The sequence below is a fragment of the Bacteroides sp. HF-4919 genome (assembly GCF_018860125.1).
This window is the reverse complement of record NZ_JAHKNF010000001.1, coordinates 490,466-505,472: the sequence shown is the minus strand read 5'-3', so window position 1 is coordinate 505,472 and position 15,007 is coordinate 490,466. Positions and strand designations below refer to the sequence as shown.

The 15,007-nt window shown below is 45.7% G+C and carries 13 protein-coding genes; all 13 read left to right on the top strand.

The genetic code is table 11. The annotated features are described in order from the left end of the window. Positions 1-5: 5 nt before the first annotated feature. Positions 6-1,007, top strand: a complete 1,002-nt coding sequence (locus KO473_RS02235) for a fimbrillin family protein (protein ID WP_122130680.1) — start codon at positions 6-8, stop codon at positions 1,005-1,007. A gap of 12 nt (positions 1,008-1,019) precedes the next feature. Then, complete coding sequence (locus KO473_RS02230; protein ID WP_181996056.1) at positions 1,020-1,979, top strand: fimbrillin family protein; 960 nt, start codon at positions 1,020-1,022, stop codon at positions 1,977-1,979. A 24-nt stretch (positions 1,980-2,003) separates the two neighbouring features. Beyond that, the gene (locus KO473_RS02225) at positions 2,004-2,996 is read left to right on the top strand and encodes a fimbrillin family protein (RefSeq protein ID WP_122130678.1); all 993 of its coding nucleotides are present in this window, start codon (positions 2,004-2,006) and stop codon (positions 2,994-2,996) included. Positions 2,997-3,018: 22 nt separating this feature from the next. Continuing rightward, the gene (locus KO473_RS02220) at positions 3,019-4,074 is read left to right on the top strand and encodes a fimbrillin family protein (protein WP_181996060.1); all 1,056 of its coding nucleotides are present in this window, start codon (positions 3,019-3,021) and stop codon (positions 4,072-4,074) included. Between the two features lie 15 nt (positions 4,075-4,089). Beyond that, positions 4,090-5,016, top strand: a complete 927-nt coding sequence (locus tag KO473_RS02215; protein ID WP_122130676.1) for a fimbrillin family protein — start codon at positions 4,090-4,092, stop codon at positions 5,014-5,016. Positions 5,017-5,034: 18 nt separating this feature from the next. Beyond that, positions 5,035-6,606 (top strand): hypothetical protein, encoded by a 1,572-nt coding sequence (locus KO473_RS02210; protein ID WP_122130675.1) that lies wholly within the window; start codon positions 5,035-5,037, stop codon positions 6,604-6,606. 43 nt (positions 6,607-6,649) lie between these two features. After that, positions 6,650-7,720 carry a fimbrillin family protein gene (locus tag KO473_RS02205; protein WP_122130674.1) on the top strand — a complete coding sequence of 357 codons (1,071 nt, stop codon included), beginning with the start codon at positions 6,650-6,652 and terminating at the stop codon, positions 7,718-7,720. Next, positions 7,717-8,673 (top strand): fimbrillin family protein, encoded by a 957-nt coding sequence (locus KO473_RS02200; protein WP_032529605.1) that lies wholly within the window; start codon positions 7,717-7,719, stop codon positions 8,671-8,673. Before KO473_RS02205 ends, KO473_RS02200 begins: the two co-directional genes overlap by 4 nt. Positions 8,674-8,713: 40 nt before the next feature. Further along, positions 8,714-10,249, top strand: a complete 1,536-nt coding sequence (locus KO473_RS02195; RefSeq protein WP_181996059.1) for a hypothetical protein — start codon at positions 8,714-8,716, stop codon at positions 10,247-10,249. 12 nt (positions 10,250-10,261) lie between these two features. Further along, positions 10,262-11,197, top strand: a complete 936-nt coding sequence (locus KO473_RS02190) for a fimbrillin family protein (protein WP_181996055.1) — start codon at positions 10,262-10,264, stop codon at positions 11,195-11,197. Positions 11,198-11,291: 94 nt separating this feature from the next. Continuing rightward, positions 11,292-12,476, top strand: coding sequence for a hypothetical protein (locus KO473_RS02185; protein ID WP_101603016.1), 1,185 nt, complete (start codon positions 11,292-11,294; stop codon positions 12,474-12,476). A gap of 146 nt (positions 12,477-12,622) precedes the next feature. Next, positions 12,623-14,602, top strand: coding sequence for a BACON domain-containing protein (locus KO473_RS02180; protein WP_032537459.1), 1,980 nt, complete (start codon positions 12,623-12,625; stop codon positions 14,600-14,602). A 26-nt stretch (positions 14,603-14,628) separates the two neighbouring features. Beyond that, positions 14,629-14,994 (top strand): DUF4469 domain-containing protein, encoded by a 366-nt coding sequence (locus tag KO473_RS02175; protein WP_005819609.1) that lies wholly within the window; start codon positions 14,629-14,631, stop codon positions 14,992-14,994. Positions 14,995-15,007: the final 13 nt, after the last annotated feature.

Sequence of the window (15,007 nt, the reverse complement as noted above, 5' to 3'; positions counted from 1 at the left end):
GAATCATGAAACGACTTTATACGCATAATCCGGATTCTCACTTGGCAAGACGCTTGTGGCTGATGTGGCTTTTAATAGTAGGCTGGAGCTCTTGTTCACAAGTAGAGGTTGCAGACTCTGTAGGGGGTGAGAACGGAGAGATACCTCTTGAAATCCGGGCTACAACCGGTGCAGAGGTCGACACTCGTGCTGTTACTGCTGTAGAAATGACTGAAGGAACATTAGGAATTTTCCGTTTACCCGAGACGGATTATACGGCATTGGAAAATATTCGTTATAACCGTGTTGCGGGAGAAAACTGGAAGCCGGCTTCTACTGTGATATATGTCGGTGCCACTTACGCCAGGCTATGTGCTTATGCTCCCTATAACTCTGTAGAGTTTAAAAATAGTTCGTTGAAAACAGAAGCCAGCCTGACAATGCAGACTTATGCGGCGGAGAAAGATATGCGTTTTGCTGTCAGTGGGGGAGATGAAGTCTGGAAAAAGACTCCTACTGCGAATTTTGAATTGAAGCGTGCGTATGCCCGTTTGGTATTGTCTGTGGTACGGGATGCTACGTATCCGAACACGTGTAAGATAACGAAAGCAAAAATAGAGGCTTCTGCCGGAAATATAATCACAGCCAATACGGTTGACATCAGTACCGGAACCGAAGGAAGCGGAACACAAACACCTCAATATATTCACACTGTGACGACCGGTTTAAAAGACGGATTTGCAATAGGGGTTACAGATGATACGAGTTTTGACTGGCTGCTGCCCCAACAAACTTTTTCCGAAGGCGTAGTCTTGACACTTACGGTGGATGGCATGGATTATTCCGTCACTATTCCGGTCGATAAACTGAGCACATTTGTAAGAGGTACTAAATATACTGTGTCATTGGTTGTCAAAGGTGGAAAGTTAACTTTGCTGAGTAACAAAATCTTGATTGACAGGGATTGGACAGAGGTGCAGACAGGGACCGGAGGCAGTGGCAGTGATTATGATACCAGTTTTAATTAGAATATGAAGATTATGAAACGTTTATTATTGATCCTGGTGGGAGGTATTTTATTGAGTAGCTGTTCTGATGACAGTGAGATGGATGACGGGAGATGGAAAGCATCTGCACTTCGAGTACCGCTCGAGGTATCTTCGGCAGTCATTAAGCAGGAGGTGGTTACACGTTTAGCTCCCGATCCGGTATCTTTGACGGAAGGGGCCATAGGGATTTTTCTGTCGGGCACAGAACCTGAAAGCGGATATAAAGTTATTGACAACCGTAAATACGTTTACAGCGAAGGTCATTGGGGACCTCCGACGGCTAATGATACAATTTATTTAGTGGGTAACGATGCTGATGTCTGTGCTTACTATCCTTATAAAGATGCGTATACGGACAAGACGATCATTCCATTGCAATCACAGGATTATGTGGAAACTGAAGATATCTATTATGCATTGAATACAATGATAAATGGTTTTACTCCTGCGATTACTTTTAGTATGGTGCATGCTTATTCTTTAGTGGAGTTAAAGATCAGCCGTGAGAACTACTTTATGCCTTGTAAAATTAGTAAAATAACCTTGGGGAATTCCGCTTTAATAAAAAAAGGCACTATTAACATTGCCGTTGACGGAAGCATACAGGCTTCGGAAACAGGGAATTATGATTTGACAACAGTAACTGCAGCTTCACCTCATACATTGTCTGTTGGCGAATCTTATGTACGCCGTGTACTGATGATTCCGGTTCCGCTTAAAATTGAGCGGACAGATGCGGAAGGAGGACAATTCGGGCTGTCTGTCAGCCTTGTGGTAGATGGACAACAGATGCTCGTGGAGATCCCGTATTCCGAACTTGGAGAGTTCAGGCAGGGAGAGAAGTATGTTATCGGATTAAAGATCAAAGGAACAGAAATCGTGCCTACTGTCAAAGCATTGGAATGGGAAGATGATAAGGTTGATGGCGGGAATAAATATCCTGTTGAATAAAATCATATTTAAAACTGAGCTACTATGAAAGGAGTACTATACATAAGTTTTTTAGTTTGCATGTTACTGGGGTGCAGCGATGGTGATAGCTTACCGGATTGGAAAAAAGACAAAACAGCCCGTACTGAGTTGGAAATTGCGTCTGCTGCCATTGTGGAAGGCAATCCACAGACTCGTGCCAATGTACCTTTTACGCCCGGAAGTTCCATTGCTTTGTTTTGCCATGGGCAGACTGCCGAAACGAGTTATACGCCTGTGAATAATAGAAAATATACGCTAAATGCCGGTGAGAGTCAATGGACAGCCGAGTCGGAGGCGAGTACCATTTATTTAGGTAGCGAGAAGGCGGATGTGTGCGGGTATTATCCCTATACGGAAGAAACAGTGGATGAGCTTTATAAGGACCGTACTAAAATTCCTATGGAGACACAAAACTATGACGTTTTAAAAGAACTGTATTATGTGGCTAATCAGGAAGTTGATGCTAAGAAATATTTTGTAGATATGCATTTTAAGCATGCTTATTCACGTTTAGTATTGAATATAGGGGTCGAAGATGCTTATCCGGCTATATGTAGTATTAATTCAGTGGCTTTGGCAAACGACTCCTTGTTTCGAAAAGCGGTGATAGATATTACGAGTGGTACTGTTGGCATCCATCCGGATGATACGGAGAAACAATTCAGGGGCGGATATAACATCACAAAAGACCTTCCTTATGTTTTGGACGGTCCTACTAAAAAATACCAGGCTGATCTGCTTATGATTCCTACAAAATTATTGCCTGACCCGTTTGAACCGACTAAAGGGCTTAGCGTCATAGTGAATGTAAGCGGGTTTCCGGCAACGGTGATCATTCCGATAAGCGATCTCTCTGATTTCGAGAGTGGTAAAAAATACGTTGTCTCTTTGAAATTGAGAGGGATCGCAATTAAATCAGTGACTGTAACCACTACTGACTGGGATGAGAAAATACTGAATGAAGGTATAGATTACGAACCGCTTCCCCAACCTTAATGATTATACAAAAATGAACAGCATAATTATGAAACTCAATATGAATATAAATACTTCTGTGGCTGCCATATATGCAATGATGTTATTATTGGTTGCCTGTTCGCAGGAAAGAACTTTATTTCCGACAGAAAAAACGGACAGTGTGCCTTTAAGCGTATTCACTTCATTCAAGGCGGATGTGACTACAAGAGCCACCGCTCAACCCTTGCCTGAAGGGAGCAGTATCGGAGTTTTTTTGATAGCGGATGCTAACTATGTGATCCCTCAGAGTAATGTGAAATACACTTATCAGCCTGATGACGAATGGACGTCAGAGACCCCTGTTTGGGTGGGCGGGGCAAGAGCCGGTCTGTGTGCTTATTATCCATATGGAAAAGTTACTTTTTCTGCAGTTACACAGACCACATTAAAGACCCAAGCTTACACGGAGGATGCGGATTGGTGGTATGCCAAAGACAATGTGGCTGTCACAGTCAATAATCTGTCACCACAGATCAATTTTTTATTGGAGAAACCTTATTCTCAGCTTTCTTTGGAGATGATTCGTAACGGAAGGTATCCGTTGCAGTGTAAAATAACCAATGTACGTATAGAATTGGACAACGGAGACTCGATGGTTGACACCGGGACGTTCGATATAAAAGACGGGAGTCTGCAAAACACAACAAATGTTACTTCTTATTCATATCCAACCTCCGGACCTATGCATGACACGGGATTGGGGGTAGGAGAAGCGGCGAGAGATACCACTTGTAACTATCTGTTTGTTCCGCAGGCTCTTGCGTCTGGCTTGAAACTGACTTTGACCATCGATGAACGTGATTTCAGTGTGATTGTGCCACAGGCGGATCTTGCCGGACTGGTAGCAGGAAAGCGCCACGTAGTCCGGTTGGATATCAGAGGGGGAATACCGATTAATATAGTGGAGGTTACCACGAAAGACTGGCAACCAATAAGCTTTGACGGTGGTGATGCCACTACTATTAAAGATGAAACAGAGATCATTATTGATGGTGGTAAAGTGGGAACAGAAGATTGGACATCGGATCCTACACAAAGTGGCTCAGGGGCACTGTAATTTAATATTAAACGTATGAAGACAAACCTATTATTTTTTATTTGCATCCTATTTGTATTAGTCTCTTGTGAACAAGAAGACAAGGTATCCGGAGAAAAGGCACTGGCTGTAGTGTCCGCTTCTTCCGACGATAGGCCCTCAACACGCGGAATTATAAACGATGATACATACGCTTTAGGGGTCTTTCGGACCACTGCCGGTACTTATACGCCTTTATTCAATGTGAAGCATATTTATTCAGGAGGAGAGTGGGGATCTGATAATGTAATCAAGGTAGATTATCGGAATGCTTCTTTTTTTGCCTATTATCCTTATCATACAGCGACCGGAAATTATGCCGGGCTGGCAAGTGGCACTACCTTGACCCTGCAAGCACAGTTGTTCAATGCCGGAGAGGATATTTGCTATGGAGTGGGTGAAGCCTTGAATGGAGGTCCGGTTAGTGTATACAATCCGTTTGTTGAGTTTCTGAATATGAAACACGCATATACCCGGTTGAGGTTGACACTGACCCGCGGGGAAAAATTTGATAAGACTAAGAAATGTAATATACAGAATATTACTTTCAAATCGAATAATGCCAATTTTTACCTGACACGTAGCCTCGATATCGCTTCTACTGCCGGAGCTACCGGAGGAAGCGCTGTGACTGCCGGATATGTTCATAATCCTAACGTTAATATTGCCGCCGATAAAAGCGTGACATACGAGTATATGTTTCCTCCGCAACCACTTGCCGGTAGTAAATTGACTATTCTTGTCACTGTCGACGGGGTAACTCGGAGTTGTGATATTTCGGCGTTAGGCAGTTCTTTGGATTCGGGGAAATATTATGGAGTATCACTGACATTTACGGATGTGGGAATCATCCTGTCATCGGCAGTTGTTACTGTCAATGATTTTGGCGGACAAGGAAATACTCAGGTAGATACGGAATTATAACATAAACGGAGGATAAAGATGATACAACTGAAAGATAAACTAAAAGTAAATGGCGGAACGAGACGGTACATGGAAATGATTGGTTTAAGCCTGGCATTTTCTCTTTTCGCAGTGAGTTGCACTCAGGACAGTGATACGTTTTATCTATCGTCTCCGGAGGAGGAACATCCCTCCGTGGATGAAAGCCGGATGATTCCGATACAGTTGAGTGTGGACGGGGTTGATCAATTTTACGGAGGGGCGGTGACGCGTTCAGGAGAAACTGTTGCCCGCCTGGTACAGCCTTTGGATTCTACTTATGATACCGGATATGATGTGGAGACAACAGTGGAATCAATTCCATTAGAGAATAGTGTGTCGACCCGTGCCAACTTGGGCAATGTACAGTTCCGCGTAGTGGCTTACAGAACAAATGCTTCGTCTGCCGCTAATTATGCGGGGACAGCTGTTTATAAGACAAATGGTTCGGGAGTCGCAGCTATTGTAGCTAAGACAGCTACTCCTGTCAATAGTGCCGGACAATGGATATTGGGGCCGGGCACATATACTTTTGTGTGCTATTCTTATGGACTGAATAGTGCACCGGCAATGCTGTCCGGTAATTGGTCTACAACCGTTTCGCACAATCAGGATTTTATGCTTTGCCGGAAAGAAGGAGTTGTAGTAGCTCCCGATAATAAAGGAGAGTTTACATTGGGAGGAATCAGCTTTACGCGTCAGTGCGCTTTGCTCCAACTGGCTGTCACGGCCAATGACTTTTCTAATAATACGGTTCAACAATGTGCAGCCACTGTATCCAACCTGAATAGTAACAACATAACCTGGAATGCCGGTCAGGCGGCCCTTTCAACAGGCGGTACGGGGGGAGCTGTAAACTTTTCGTGGAGCAGCTTGAATGCGGCTACGGTTAATAGTAATGTATATAAGGTGCTGCCTCAGAGCAACCGTACATTAACCATTAAGCTCACGACTTTGAGAATTGGTAATATACAATATAATAACCGTGTGACGGTGAATGCCTCCGGGCGTCAATTTGCGGCAGGAGGTAATTATAAGATAACTGTTAAGATAACCGGTAACGGTATTACTGTGGGAGGAGCTACGTGGGCGAAAGGGAATGTTTACAGGAGTGGGGATAATTTTTATTTTGAGTCTTCACAAAGTGGTTATCACAGTGGTACACAAGGTGGATCTTTTTTTGGCTGGAATACGCTCTCTTCCAGTAATAACACGTATGGAGGAAGCTCTTTTTCTTCCAATAATGATCCTTGCTATCAGGTAGCTCCCCGAGGAACATGGTGTACTCCGACTGCCAACCAGTTACAGAATCTGGGAAATAGTGGATATAGGTCTGGAAGTATGAATGGTAAGAGCGGAGGATTTTTTGGCGGTAATAAGGTTTTTCTGCCTGCAATGGGAAACAGAGGTAAAAATAATGTAAACTATTGGCCTGGAACGGGATATTATAGAAGCAGTACGGGCGCCAGTAATAAGCGTTGCTATTATCTGGAGTTTAATCAGAGTTATGCTGTTAAAAACAACTATTATTGGTATTGGGATGCATTCCCGATAAGATGCGTCAAAAGATGAAAATTTTGAAAATGGTGAAGTCTAATATCGTAAAAAAAGAATAATGAATAATCTAAATGATCTGATCAGGATTTGGTGTTTGCTACTGATTTTGGTCGCCTGCAACCAAGATGACAATATGGATGGTATACCCGATGATGCCACCGTACCTTGTGTCATCAATAGCGTGAGTGTAATCGAACCGCATAAGGTCAATACTCGTGCTACGATAGGAGAGGGGGATTCTATCGGTGTCTTTTTGACGGATGATGTGGCGGCGAATGGAGCTGGTAGTACCCGAAAATATTCGGACAGGAATAACTGTAAATATACCAAGGTGACAGGAAAGTGGACGCCGATTGATGATGAAAACACTGTGTCACTGGCCGAAGGAGTTTATGCAAACCTTTGGGCAATCTATCCTTATCATGCCGATAAGGAAAACGGATTGGATTATACGGATCGGACAGCCATCCCTCTAAAGTCAAGACTGTATTCGGCTGCAAAGGATTTGTGCTATGGGAAGGGAACCGGGGTAACCGATGAGACCAGTTTTGCTCAGCCTGCAGGAAGTAAAGTTCCTGTAGATATTTCTTTCTTAAATATGGATCATGCTTATAGCTGGGTCGTTTTTCGGATAAACAGGCATTTGTATACCAAAGATGCCAAGTTGTCTAAAGTAAAAGTGTCTAATGTATTGACATATACAACACTGGATATTACAAACGGAACTTATGCCGGCAATGCATCCACCCCGGAGCCGGGAATCGCTGAGAAAGTGGACGAAACGATTCCGGAACTGGAAACTGATTATGTAGAGGTGGGCTTTCTTATCGTACCTTGCACATTAGGATCGATCGGAACCATTCTGGGAGTAGCTGACTGTGGCATGAAAGTAGACCTTACAGTAGACAGTGACGTATATACATTGGGGATTCCGCGTTCTAAATTATCTCAATTGGAAGCCGGGAAAAAATACTTGATTGAGATCACCGTACAAGGAGCGCATGGAATCGTCATTGCTCCGGATGGGGTTTCTACTATTGACTGGCCTGCGCCAACCACTGCTTCGGGAGACTTGATAGGTGAGGCTACTATACATACAAATTCTGTTTTAAACTGTTTTTGGTCATGAAAATTAATAGTATGTTTTTTATTGCCATGTGCGGATTGTGTATATCATGCGGGGCAGAGATTACAACGGACACTTCATCCGAAATATTATCCGACAGGCAGATTCCTATAGGAATATCGACTGTTGCCGTTCCTGAATACGGTGCGGAGACTACACGTGGGCTGATTGCTAACGCCACTTATCAATTGGGACTGTTTCGTACCGGTGACAAAGGTTACCCTCCTCAGTATGATGCGCCTTATACGTATACAGCAACCGGATGGACGGCTTCTACAGAAGTGAAGGTGGATCATCGAGAGGTGAGTTTGTATGCTTATTATCCTTATCAATCCGTTTCCTTTGTAGACAATACGACAACAGCCGTCCTGAATGCGCAACTTTACAGTGCGGACAAAGATATGTGCTATGGGAAGGGGCTACCTGTGGGGAGTGCAAGCATGATTAATAATGATGCTCCGGAAGTGGAGTTTACAGCTATGAAACACGCTTATGCCCGGCTCAAACTGACATTGCTGCGTGGAGCGAATTATGATAAGAGTAAGGCATGTAATATAAAGAATATTACTTTAAAATCTAATAATACCGATTTTTATCCGCAACGTCATTTGGATATCACCACGGCAGCCGGTGCAACCGAAGGAACTGCCGTGACAACAGGTTATGTTTATAATCCGAATGTGAATATAGCGATTGGGGAGCAATCGAGCTATGACTTCTTGTTGCCTCCGCAGCCACTTGCCGGCAATACATTAACAGTTCTTGTGACGGTGGACGACGAAGTGCGTTTTTTGAATATTGCGGGATTGGGCAGTTCGTTGGATGCCGGATCATACTACAATGTATCTCTGACGATTACAGATATACAGATGGTACTTACGAATGCTTTGACAGTGAATGATTACGGGACTCAAGGGAATACTAATTTTGATTATAAATATGAGATGCATAATTGACAGGACGCAAACGGGAATACTTAAAAGTATGATTCGCCTAATGGCTTGTTCATGTTCTTTGTTCTTGATTTTGCTTGCAGTGACAGGGTGTGACAGGGAGGAAGATGAAAGATTTCCTTCGGGACATCATGATCCGATAGAAGGAGATGGGGAGATGGTATCTATCAACGTAAAAGTAGATGGGGTAGATGAGTTTTTAGGTGGTGCGGTTACCCGTTCCGGAGAGATTTTGACAAAGATAGTGCAGCCTTTGGACAGTACTTATGATTCGGGCTATGATGTAGAAACGACAATTGAATCTTTACTTCCCGTTAATCCGGTACAGACGCGTGGCAATATGGCCAATATGCAGTTTCGGGTTGTAGCCTATAAAAACAATTCCATAACGGCTGCTAATTATGCGGGTACAGCGGTTTATAGTACCAATGCTTCCGGCATTGCCTCGATTGTAGCGAATACAGCCACTCCCGCAGGTGTTTCCGGACAGTGGGTGTTAAGGCCCGGGACGTATGCGTTTGTCTTTTATTCATACGGAACCAATTCAGCTCCGGCCGCTTTGTCCGGTAATTGGTCGACAACAGTGACGCATAACCAGGATTTCATGTTGTGTCAGAAGACCGGGGTAAATGTTACGGCCAATGCAAGCGGGCAATGCCTGTTGAGTGGCATTAGTTTTTCGAGACAGTGTGCCCAACTTCAGTTGTGTGTAGTGGCTAAAGAGTTTAATAATAATACGGTTCAGCAGTGTGCGGCAACTATCTCGGGACTTAGCAACAGCCCTGTGACTTGGAATGCGAGCCAGACAACTCTTCCTGTAACGGGGACAAGCGGGACATTGAACGTGGCATGGACCAATCCGAATGCTACTACAGTGAATAGTAATGTGTATAAGATACTCCCTCAAAGTAACCGTACACTTACAATTAAGTTTACTACTTTAAAAATCGGTAATGGACAAATGAATAACGCCATTACGGTTAGTGCTACAAACCGTTTATTCAATGCAGCCGGTAATTATAAGATAACGGTTAGCATTGTGCCAAATTATATCTCGGTGAGGAGCTATAAATGGGCAAGGGGAAATCTTTATAAAAGCGGATCTAATTTTTATTTTGAGGCTTCTCAGACAAATTATCATGGTGGTGCGACAGAAGGAGGATTCATCGGATGGAATACTCTCGATATCGGTGTAGGTAAATATAACAGTGGGAATTATTCTACAGCCAATGATCCCTGTTACCAAGTAGTCCCTCCCGGTACTTGGGAAACACCTTCTGATGGACAACTACAAGATCTGATTAATGCGGGAGTTACCTATAACAGTTCTCCCAAAGGTTTTTGGTTCGGAGGAAATAATGGTGTATTCCTGCTTACTTTGGGAAGCCGGAATCAGTCATCTACTGAAATAAACAATACTATATCAAAAGACGGAGCTTGGGCTTTTTATTGGTCTCGGACCCCTTCCGGAAAAACAGCCAACGGGCTTAATGTCATGCAAGGATCACCGAGTACCGCCGGTATAAATCCCAGTTGGGCGCGGGCTGATGGCAGAACGATAAGATGTGTTAAACGATAAATTGTATGTCCTATGAAACAAGTATTAGAATATTGTTTGCTTTCATTAAGTCTGTTTCTCTTTTTCTCTTGTGGGAAGGAGGAAGAAGGACCTATCCCAACCGATAGACAAGTGCCTATCGGGGTCACGGAAGCTTCTTTGAGTACGAGAGTGTCCACACGCGGAGTCATTAATAACGCTACTTATAAATTAGGTCTTTTCCGTACGAACGCTAACGGATATCCACCTCAGTATGATGCTCCCTATACTTATAGCGCAACCGGTTGGACCGCATTCACAGAAATACTGGTGGATCACCGTCCGGTGGGGCTGTACGCATATTATCCTTATCAGTCTGTATCATTTGTCGATAACACGACGACTGCGACTTTGGTTGCCCAAACTTATGACGTAGCTAAAGATGTGTGTTACGGTACCGCTGCGGCTGTTGATGGATCAGCGGTGATAAATAATGATCATAAAGCAGTGCAATTTCTTAATATGAAACATGCGTATGCCCGGTTGAAACTTACATTTGTCCGAGGGACGAATGTGATGTCAGGCCGTAAATGTAAAATTGAAAACATAGTGTTGAAGAATAATTCAACCAATTTTTATCTTCAGCGGCAAGTCGATATAACTACCGGCACGATTACCGGAGGGACCCCTGCGGCGGGGGGATATGTATACAATCCGAATGTAGAAATTCCATCCGGGAACCGGGTTTATGAATATTTACTTCCTCCGCAACCTTTGACCGATAGTAAATTGACCATTTCGGTAACGGTAGATGGTGAAGTCCGTACGGTCACGGTTACTGCGTTTGGCGGCGCATTGAATGCAGGAGGATACTATCATGTTACATTGACAATCAATGATGTGCAGATTGTTCTGAGTGCGAATGTAATTGACAATGGGTATGCGACGGATAATACTACCATTCAGAATAATACTCCAAGTGTGGTTTAAAATGACTGATGATAAATGATAGGAGAGGCTCGCTAAGTGTGAGGTTTATACGGGCTATCCACACCTTTTAATAAATTGATTTTAGATAGATAAGATGAAAAGAGAACTGAGCATGGTCTTGTGTCTGCTGTTGCTTCCGGGAATGGCAGGAGCGAAGGCCGGTGCCGACTCGCCGGAAAAAAAAACGGTGTCGGCAGTGAATAACAAACAAAAGGTACGACAGAAAATAACCCCGGTAGGTACTCGAAAGTCCACCTCGGTACGCCCTTTGTCCGTATGCGAGGTGAAGGTTGATCTGCCTACGGACAGCATGCTGCTCTCGTGGGTAGGCTTTTTGTCGCCTTCGGCTACGGAGGCACCGAAGGTTGAGGAGGTACGGCAGACGGTGCGTGGCAGCATCGTGCTGGATTACAGTCGTGGGCAGAAAACGAAGTATGATGCGCGTAACTTTGTAGAAGCTGTTTACAAACTTTTGGCTGTGACACGTCCGCTTAAAGAAACACCGGGTGTGAGTCTGGAAGGTATTCGTTTGACAGGTTATACGGCTCCGGACGGTGACTATCGGGCAAACGAACGTTTGGGCCTACAACGCGCACTGGCATTGAAAGATTATATCCGGCGGGAGAAAAGTTTCGGCACAGTGCCTTTTGAGGTGAACTGGATAGCGGAGGATTGGAAAGGACTGACCGATCTGATAGTTGGGTCGGAGATGGCATTCAAAGAGTCTGTACTCGACATTATCCGTACAGTGGATGTGGTGGACGGGCGCGAACGAATGCTGATGGATTTGGCGGGTGGGACTGCCTATCACTATTTGTCGTCAGCTTTCTTCGGGAAGTTGCGTCGTATCGACTACGAGGTAAGCTACGTAGACGGAAGCTTGGCGGCACAGCCATCAACAGGCATGACAGAAGGGGAGGCAGTTGTTACTTCGGGCAAACCGGAAGCATTCTCGGTGGCGGACTTCTGCCGCTTGGCAGAAGCACATGCCGTAGGTTCGGCTGAATTCAATGACTTGATGGACTTGGCGGGACGTCTTTATCCGGACAGTCCGGTGGCGTGCATCAACGCTGCCGGAGTAGCCTTGTTGCGCCGCGATACGGAGCGTGCCCGGAGATATCTGCAACGCTTTGCCACCCTGCCTGAGGCCGGGTGTAACATGGGCATTCTCTGTCTGCTTGAAGGTGACCGGGGAAAGGCGGAAGTTTACCTGAGCCTGGCACAGGCAGGAGGAAGCGTGCCGGCAGGGAGGGCACTGCGCTTCGTGCAAAGTAAGTAAAGGCTCACCACAGAATACGCAGATTCACACGGAGTCGTTTTTTCTCTCCGTGTGGTTGCATTTAGTAAAGTATGAATAAAGAATCTGTGAAAATCTGTGTAATCTGTGGTGAAAAGAAAAATGGAAAACACAAACTGACGAAAGTTATGGATATAGCGGAAATAGCAACAATGGCATTTATCGCTTCGGGGATGACATACAACGCCGTGAAGTATTGGCGGGTAAACCGAAAGGTGCACATTGCCCGTGAGTGGCCGGTGAGTCTGATTCTGAAACGTATGGATTATTTGTCGGAAGAGTGCCGGAGAGCGGTCTTGTTGGTCTTTGACCGACGAGGATATCTGGTGCGCAAGTACCCTGAGGCGGATGTGCTGAAACGGAAAAAGAAATGGCGGCTGCGTTGCACTGTACAGGAGGGGATGTTGAACTTCTGTGTGCTATTCACCCCCCATGCGCTTTGCCTGAGCGGGATACATCATCGTGATGATGTGGATCGCCTGTTTGCCGGTCATACCGGCATCTGTATTGCCGAAACTGGATTACAGGAGATTGTTCATGGCGCATCGTTGGAGTTGATAGCTGCCGGTACGGAAACAGACGAGGAAAATGAGAAGACCGATTCTGCCACATTGGATGCATTGCTTCCGGGAGAATTGGTTACGGACGCAATGGCAAAGGATCTTCCGGTAGAGTTGAAGGGGTGTAGCGAACAATGGTATACGGGAAGCGTGCATTATGCGAAAGGTGAACCGGATAACTGGCTTGCCGTGCGCCGTGAGGGGGACCGGCTGTTGATGCAGTTTCGTACCAACTTTTCTGCCGTGGAACGGGAGGCAACCATTGAGATAGGGAATGGCGAGGGAGTACACTTGCTCAAGGTGCGTCAGCAGGTGATGGGTATTCATCCCACGTTGACGGTCAGTCGTCGGCTCTATGTCAGTGCCGGGCGGAAGAACGAGGCTGTGACGCTAACCGTTATCCCTGACAATGAACAGGCATGTTGGTGCGTGAAGAGTGCTAACGCTAACGACGGTGGATGTTGGTATTCGGTCTATCCGCCCGTAGGCCTGCAACAGAAAGGAAGCCAGAACTTGAAAGTGCACCTTGAAGCGAAACCTGCCAGTGTGCGTTCGCGCTCGCTGGTACTGACACTCGAAACGGGGACATATCCTTTCAGCCAGACAACTGATCTGCTATTGATGCAGGGTGTCTGCTTTGACTATTATATAGAATATCCGCCAGAGGATCCTTGCGCACGCCATAGCGGGGTGATAGAGACACCACCGGACTATCGGGAGGAGAAGGGAGTGAGGACGTATATCGTGTGTGTGGACAGTAATCAGTCGTGGCGTATCGTGAGCGACAAGGCGGCGGACTGGGTAGAGGTGAGCGAACCTGAACTGTTGCAGGGACATTATGACGGACGGTTCACGGTGAAGGTACATTCTAATGCCGGATACCGGGTGCGCGGTGGATTTCCGGCGGCACGTCATACGGTGCTCTCGTTGGTGAATGATACGGGCGTGGTGCGTGACATTCTTGTTTATCAGGGCGGCTACGTGCGTATCCGGGGTAAATATTGGCTGGACCGTAATCTGGCGGCAGACGGAAAATTAGCACAGGTAGCTATCCCGTTGGGATTGGAGGTAGGCACTACACTCAATCAGGGTACATATTTTCAGTTTGGTTGTCCTACCGATCAATGGGAGGAAAATTTTACGCCTTGCCGCGGCAGTTGGTACGATGGCACGGCAGAGAGTCCTGCACGGATTAATGAGTTGGACCCTTCACCGGAGGGATGGCGGCTACCATCGCGTATCGAAATGGAGGCACTGATGAACAGTCCCGCCGCTCCGATGGAACTTCAACGGGAGGAGGACCGGACGAATATCTGCCTTCTGAGTGACGACGGGGTACCGGTATACCTGCCTCTGTGCGGACACCGGAGTCACATCAACGGCTGCCGGATTGTGATTCCGCACGGTCATCGTTACTGGACGGGAAGCAGTCAAAGTCCGGTATACGGTTACTCGCTTTGTGTGGAGCCCAGCCGGCAGATGTACTTGATGCACGATATGAAGAAGTATGGGTTTCCGGTGAGAAGCATTTTCAATGATGAACGATGAATGATTAATGATAAACTTTGAAGAGTATGATAGAAATAAGGAAGATTGAAGAGATACGGAGGGGCGTGGATATTCCGGAGATTACAGCGATATATGATCCGCTGAGCGGGAAGAGAGACGGAACGATCACACCGATGGCACCGGTGGTGGTTTCGGGATCTAATTTCAGTCACTATCAGGAGGATTGCAGATTGTGCCTGGTGGCGGAGAAGAAACCGGTGGAGGTGATCGAAATCAAACTTGTGTATACATATTCGGATAAGAAAGTGATTGTGGCCATCCCGGAACTAAAGCCGGGGGAGTATCGGCCTGCAGTGCGGCTGAAGGAGGGCAAAGGAGAGGTGTATGTGCTGCCTGCGCTGTGGATGGTGAGGGGAAGATGGAGAAAATGAAAAACGATAAACA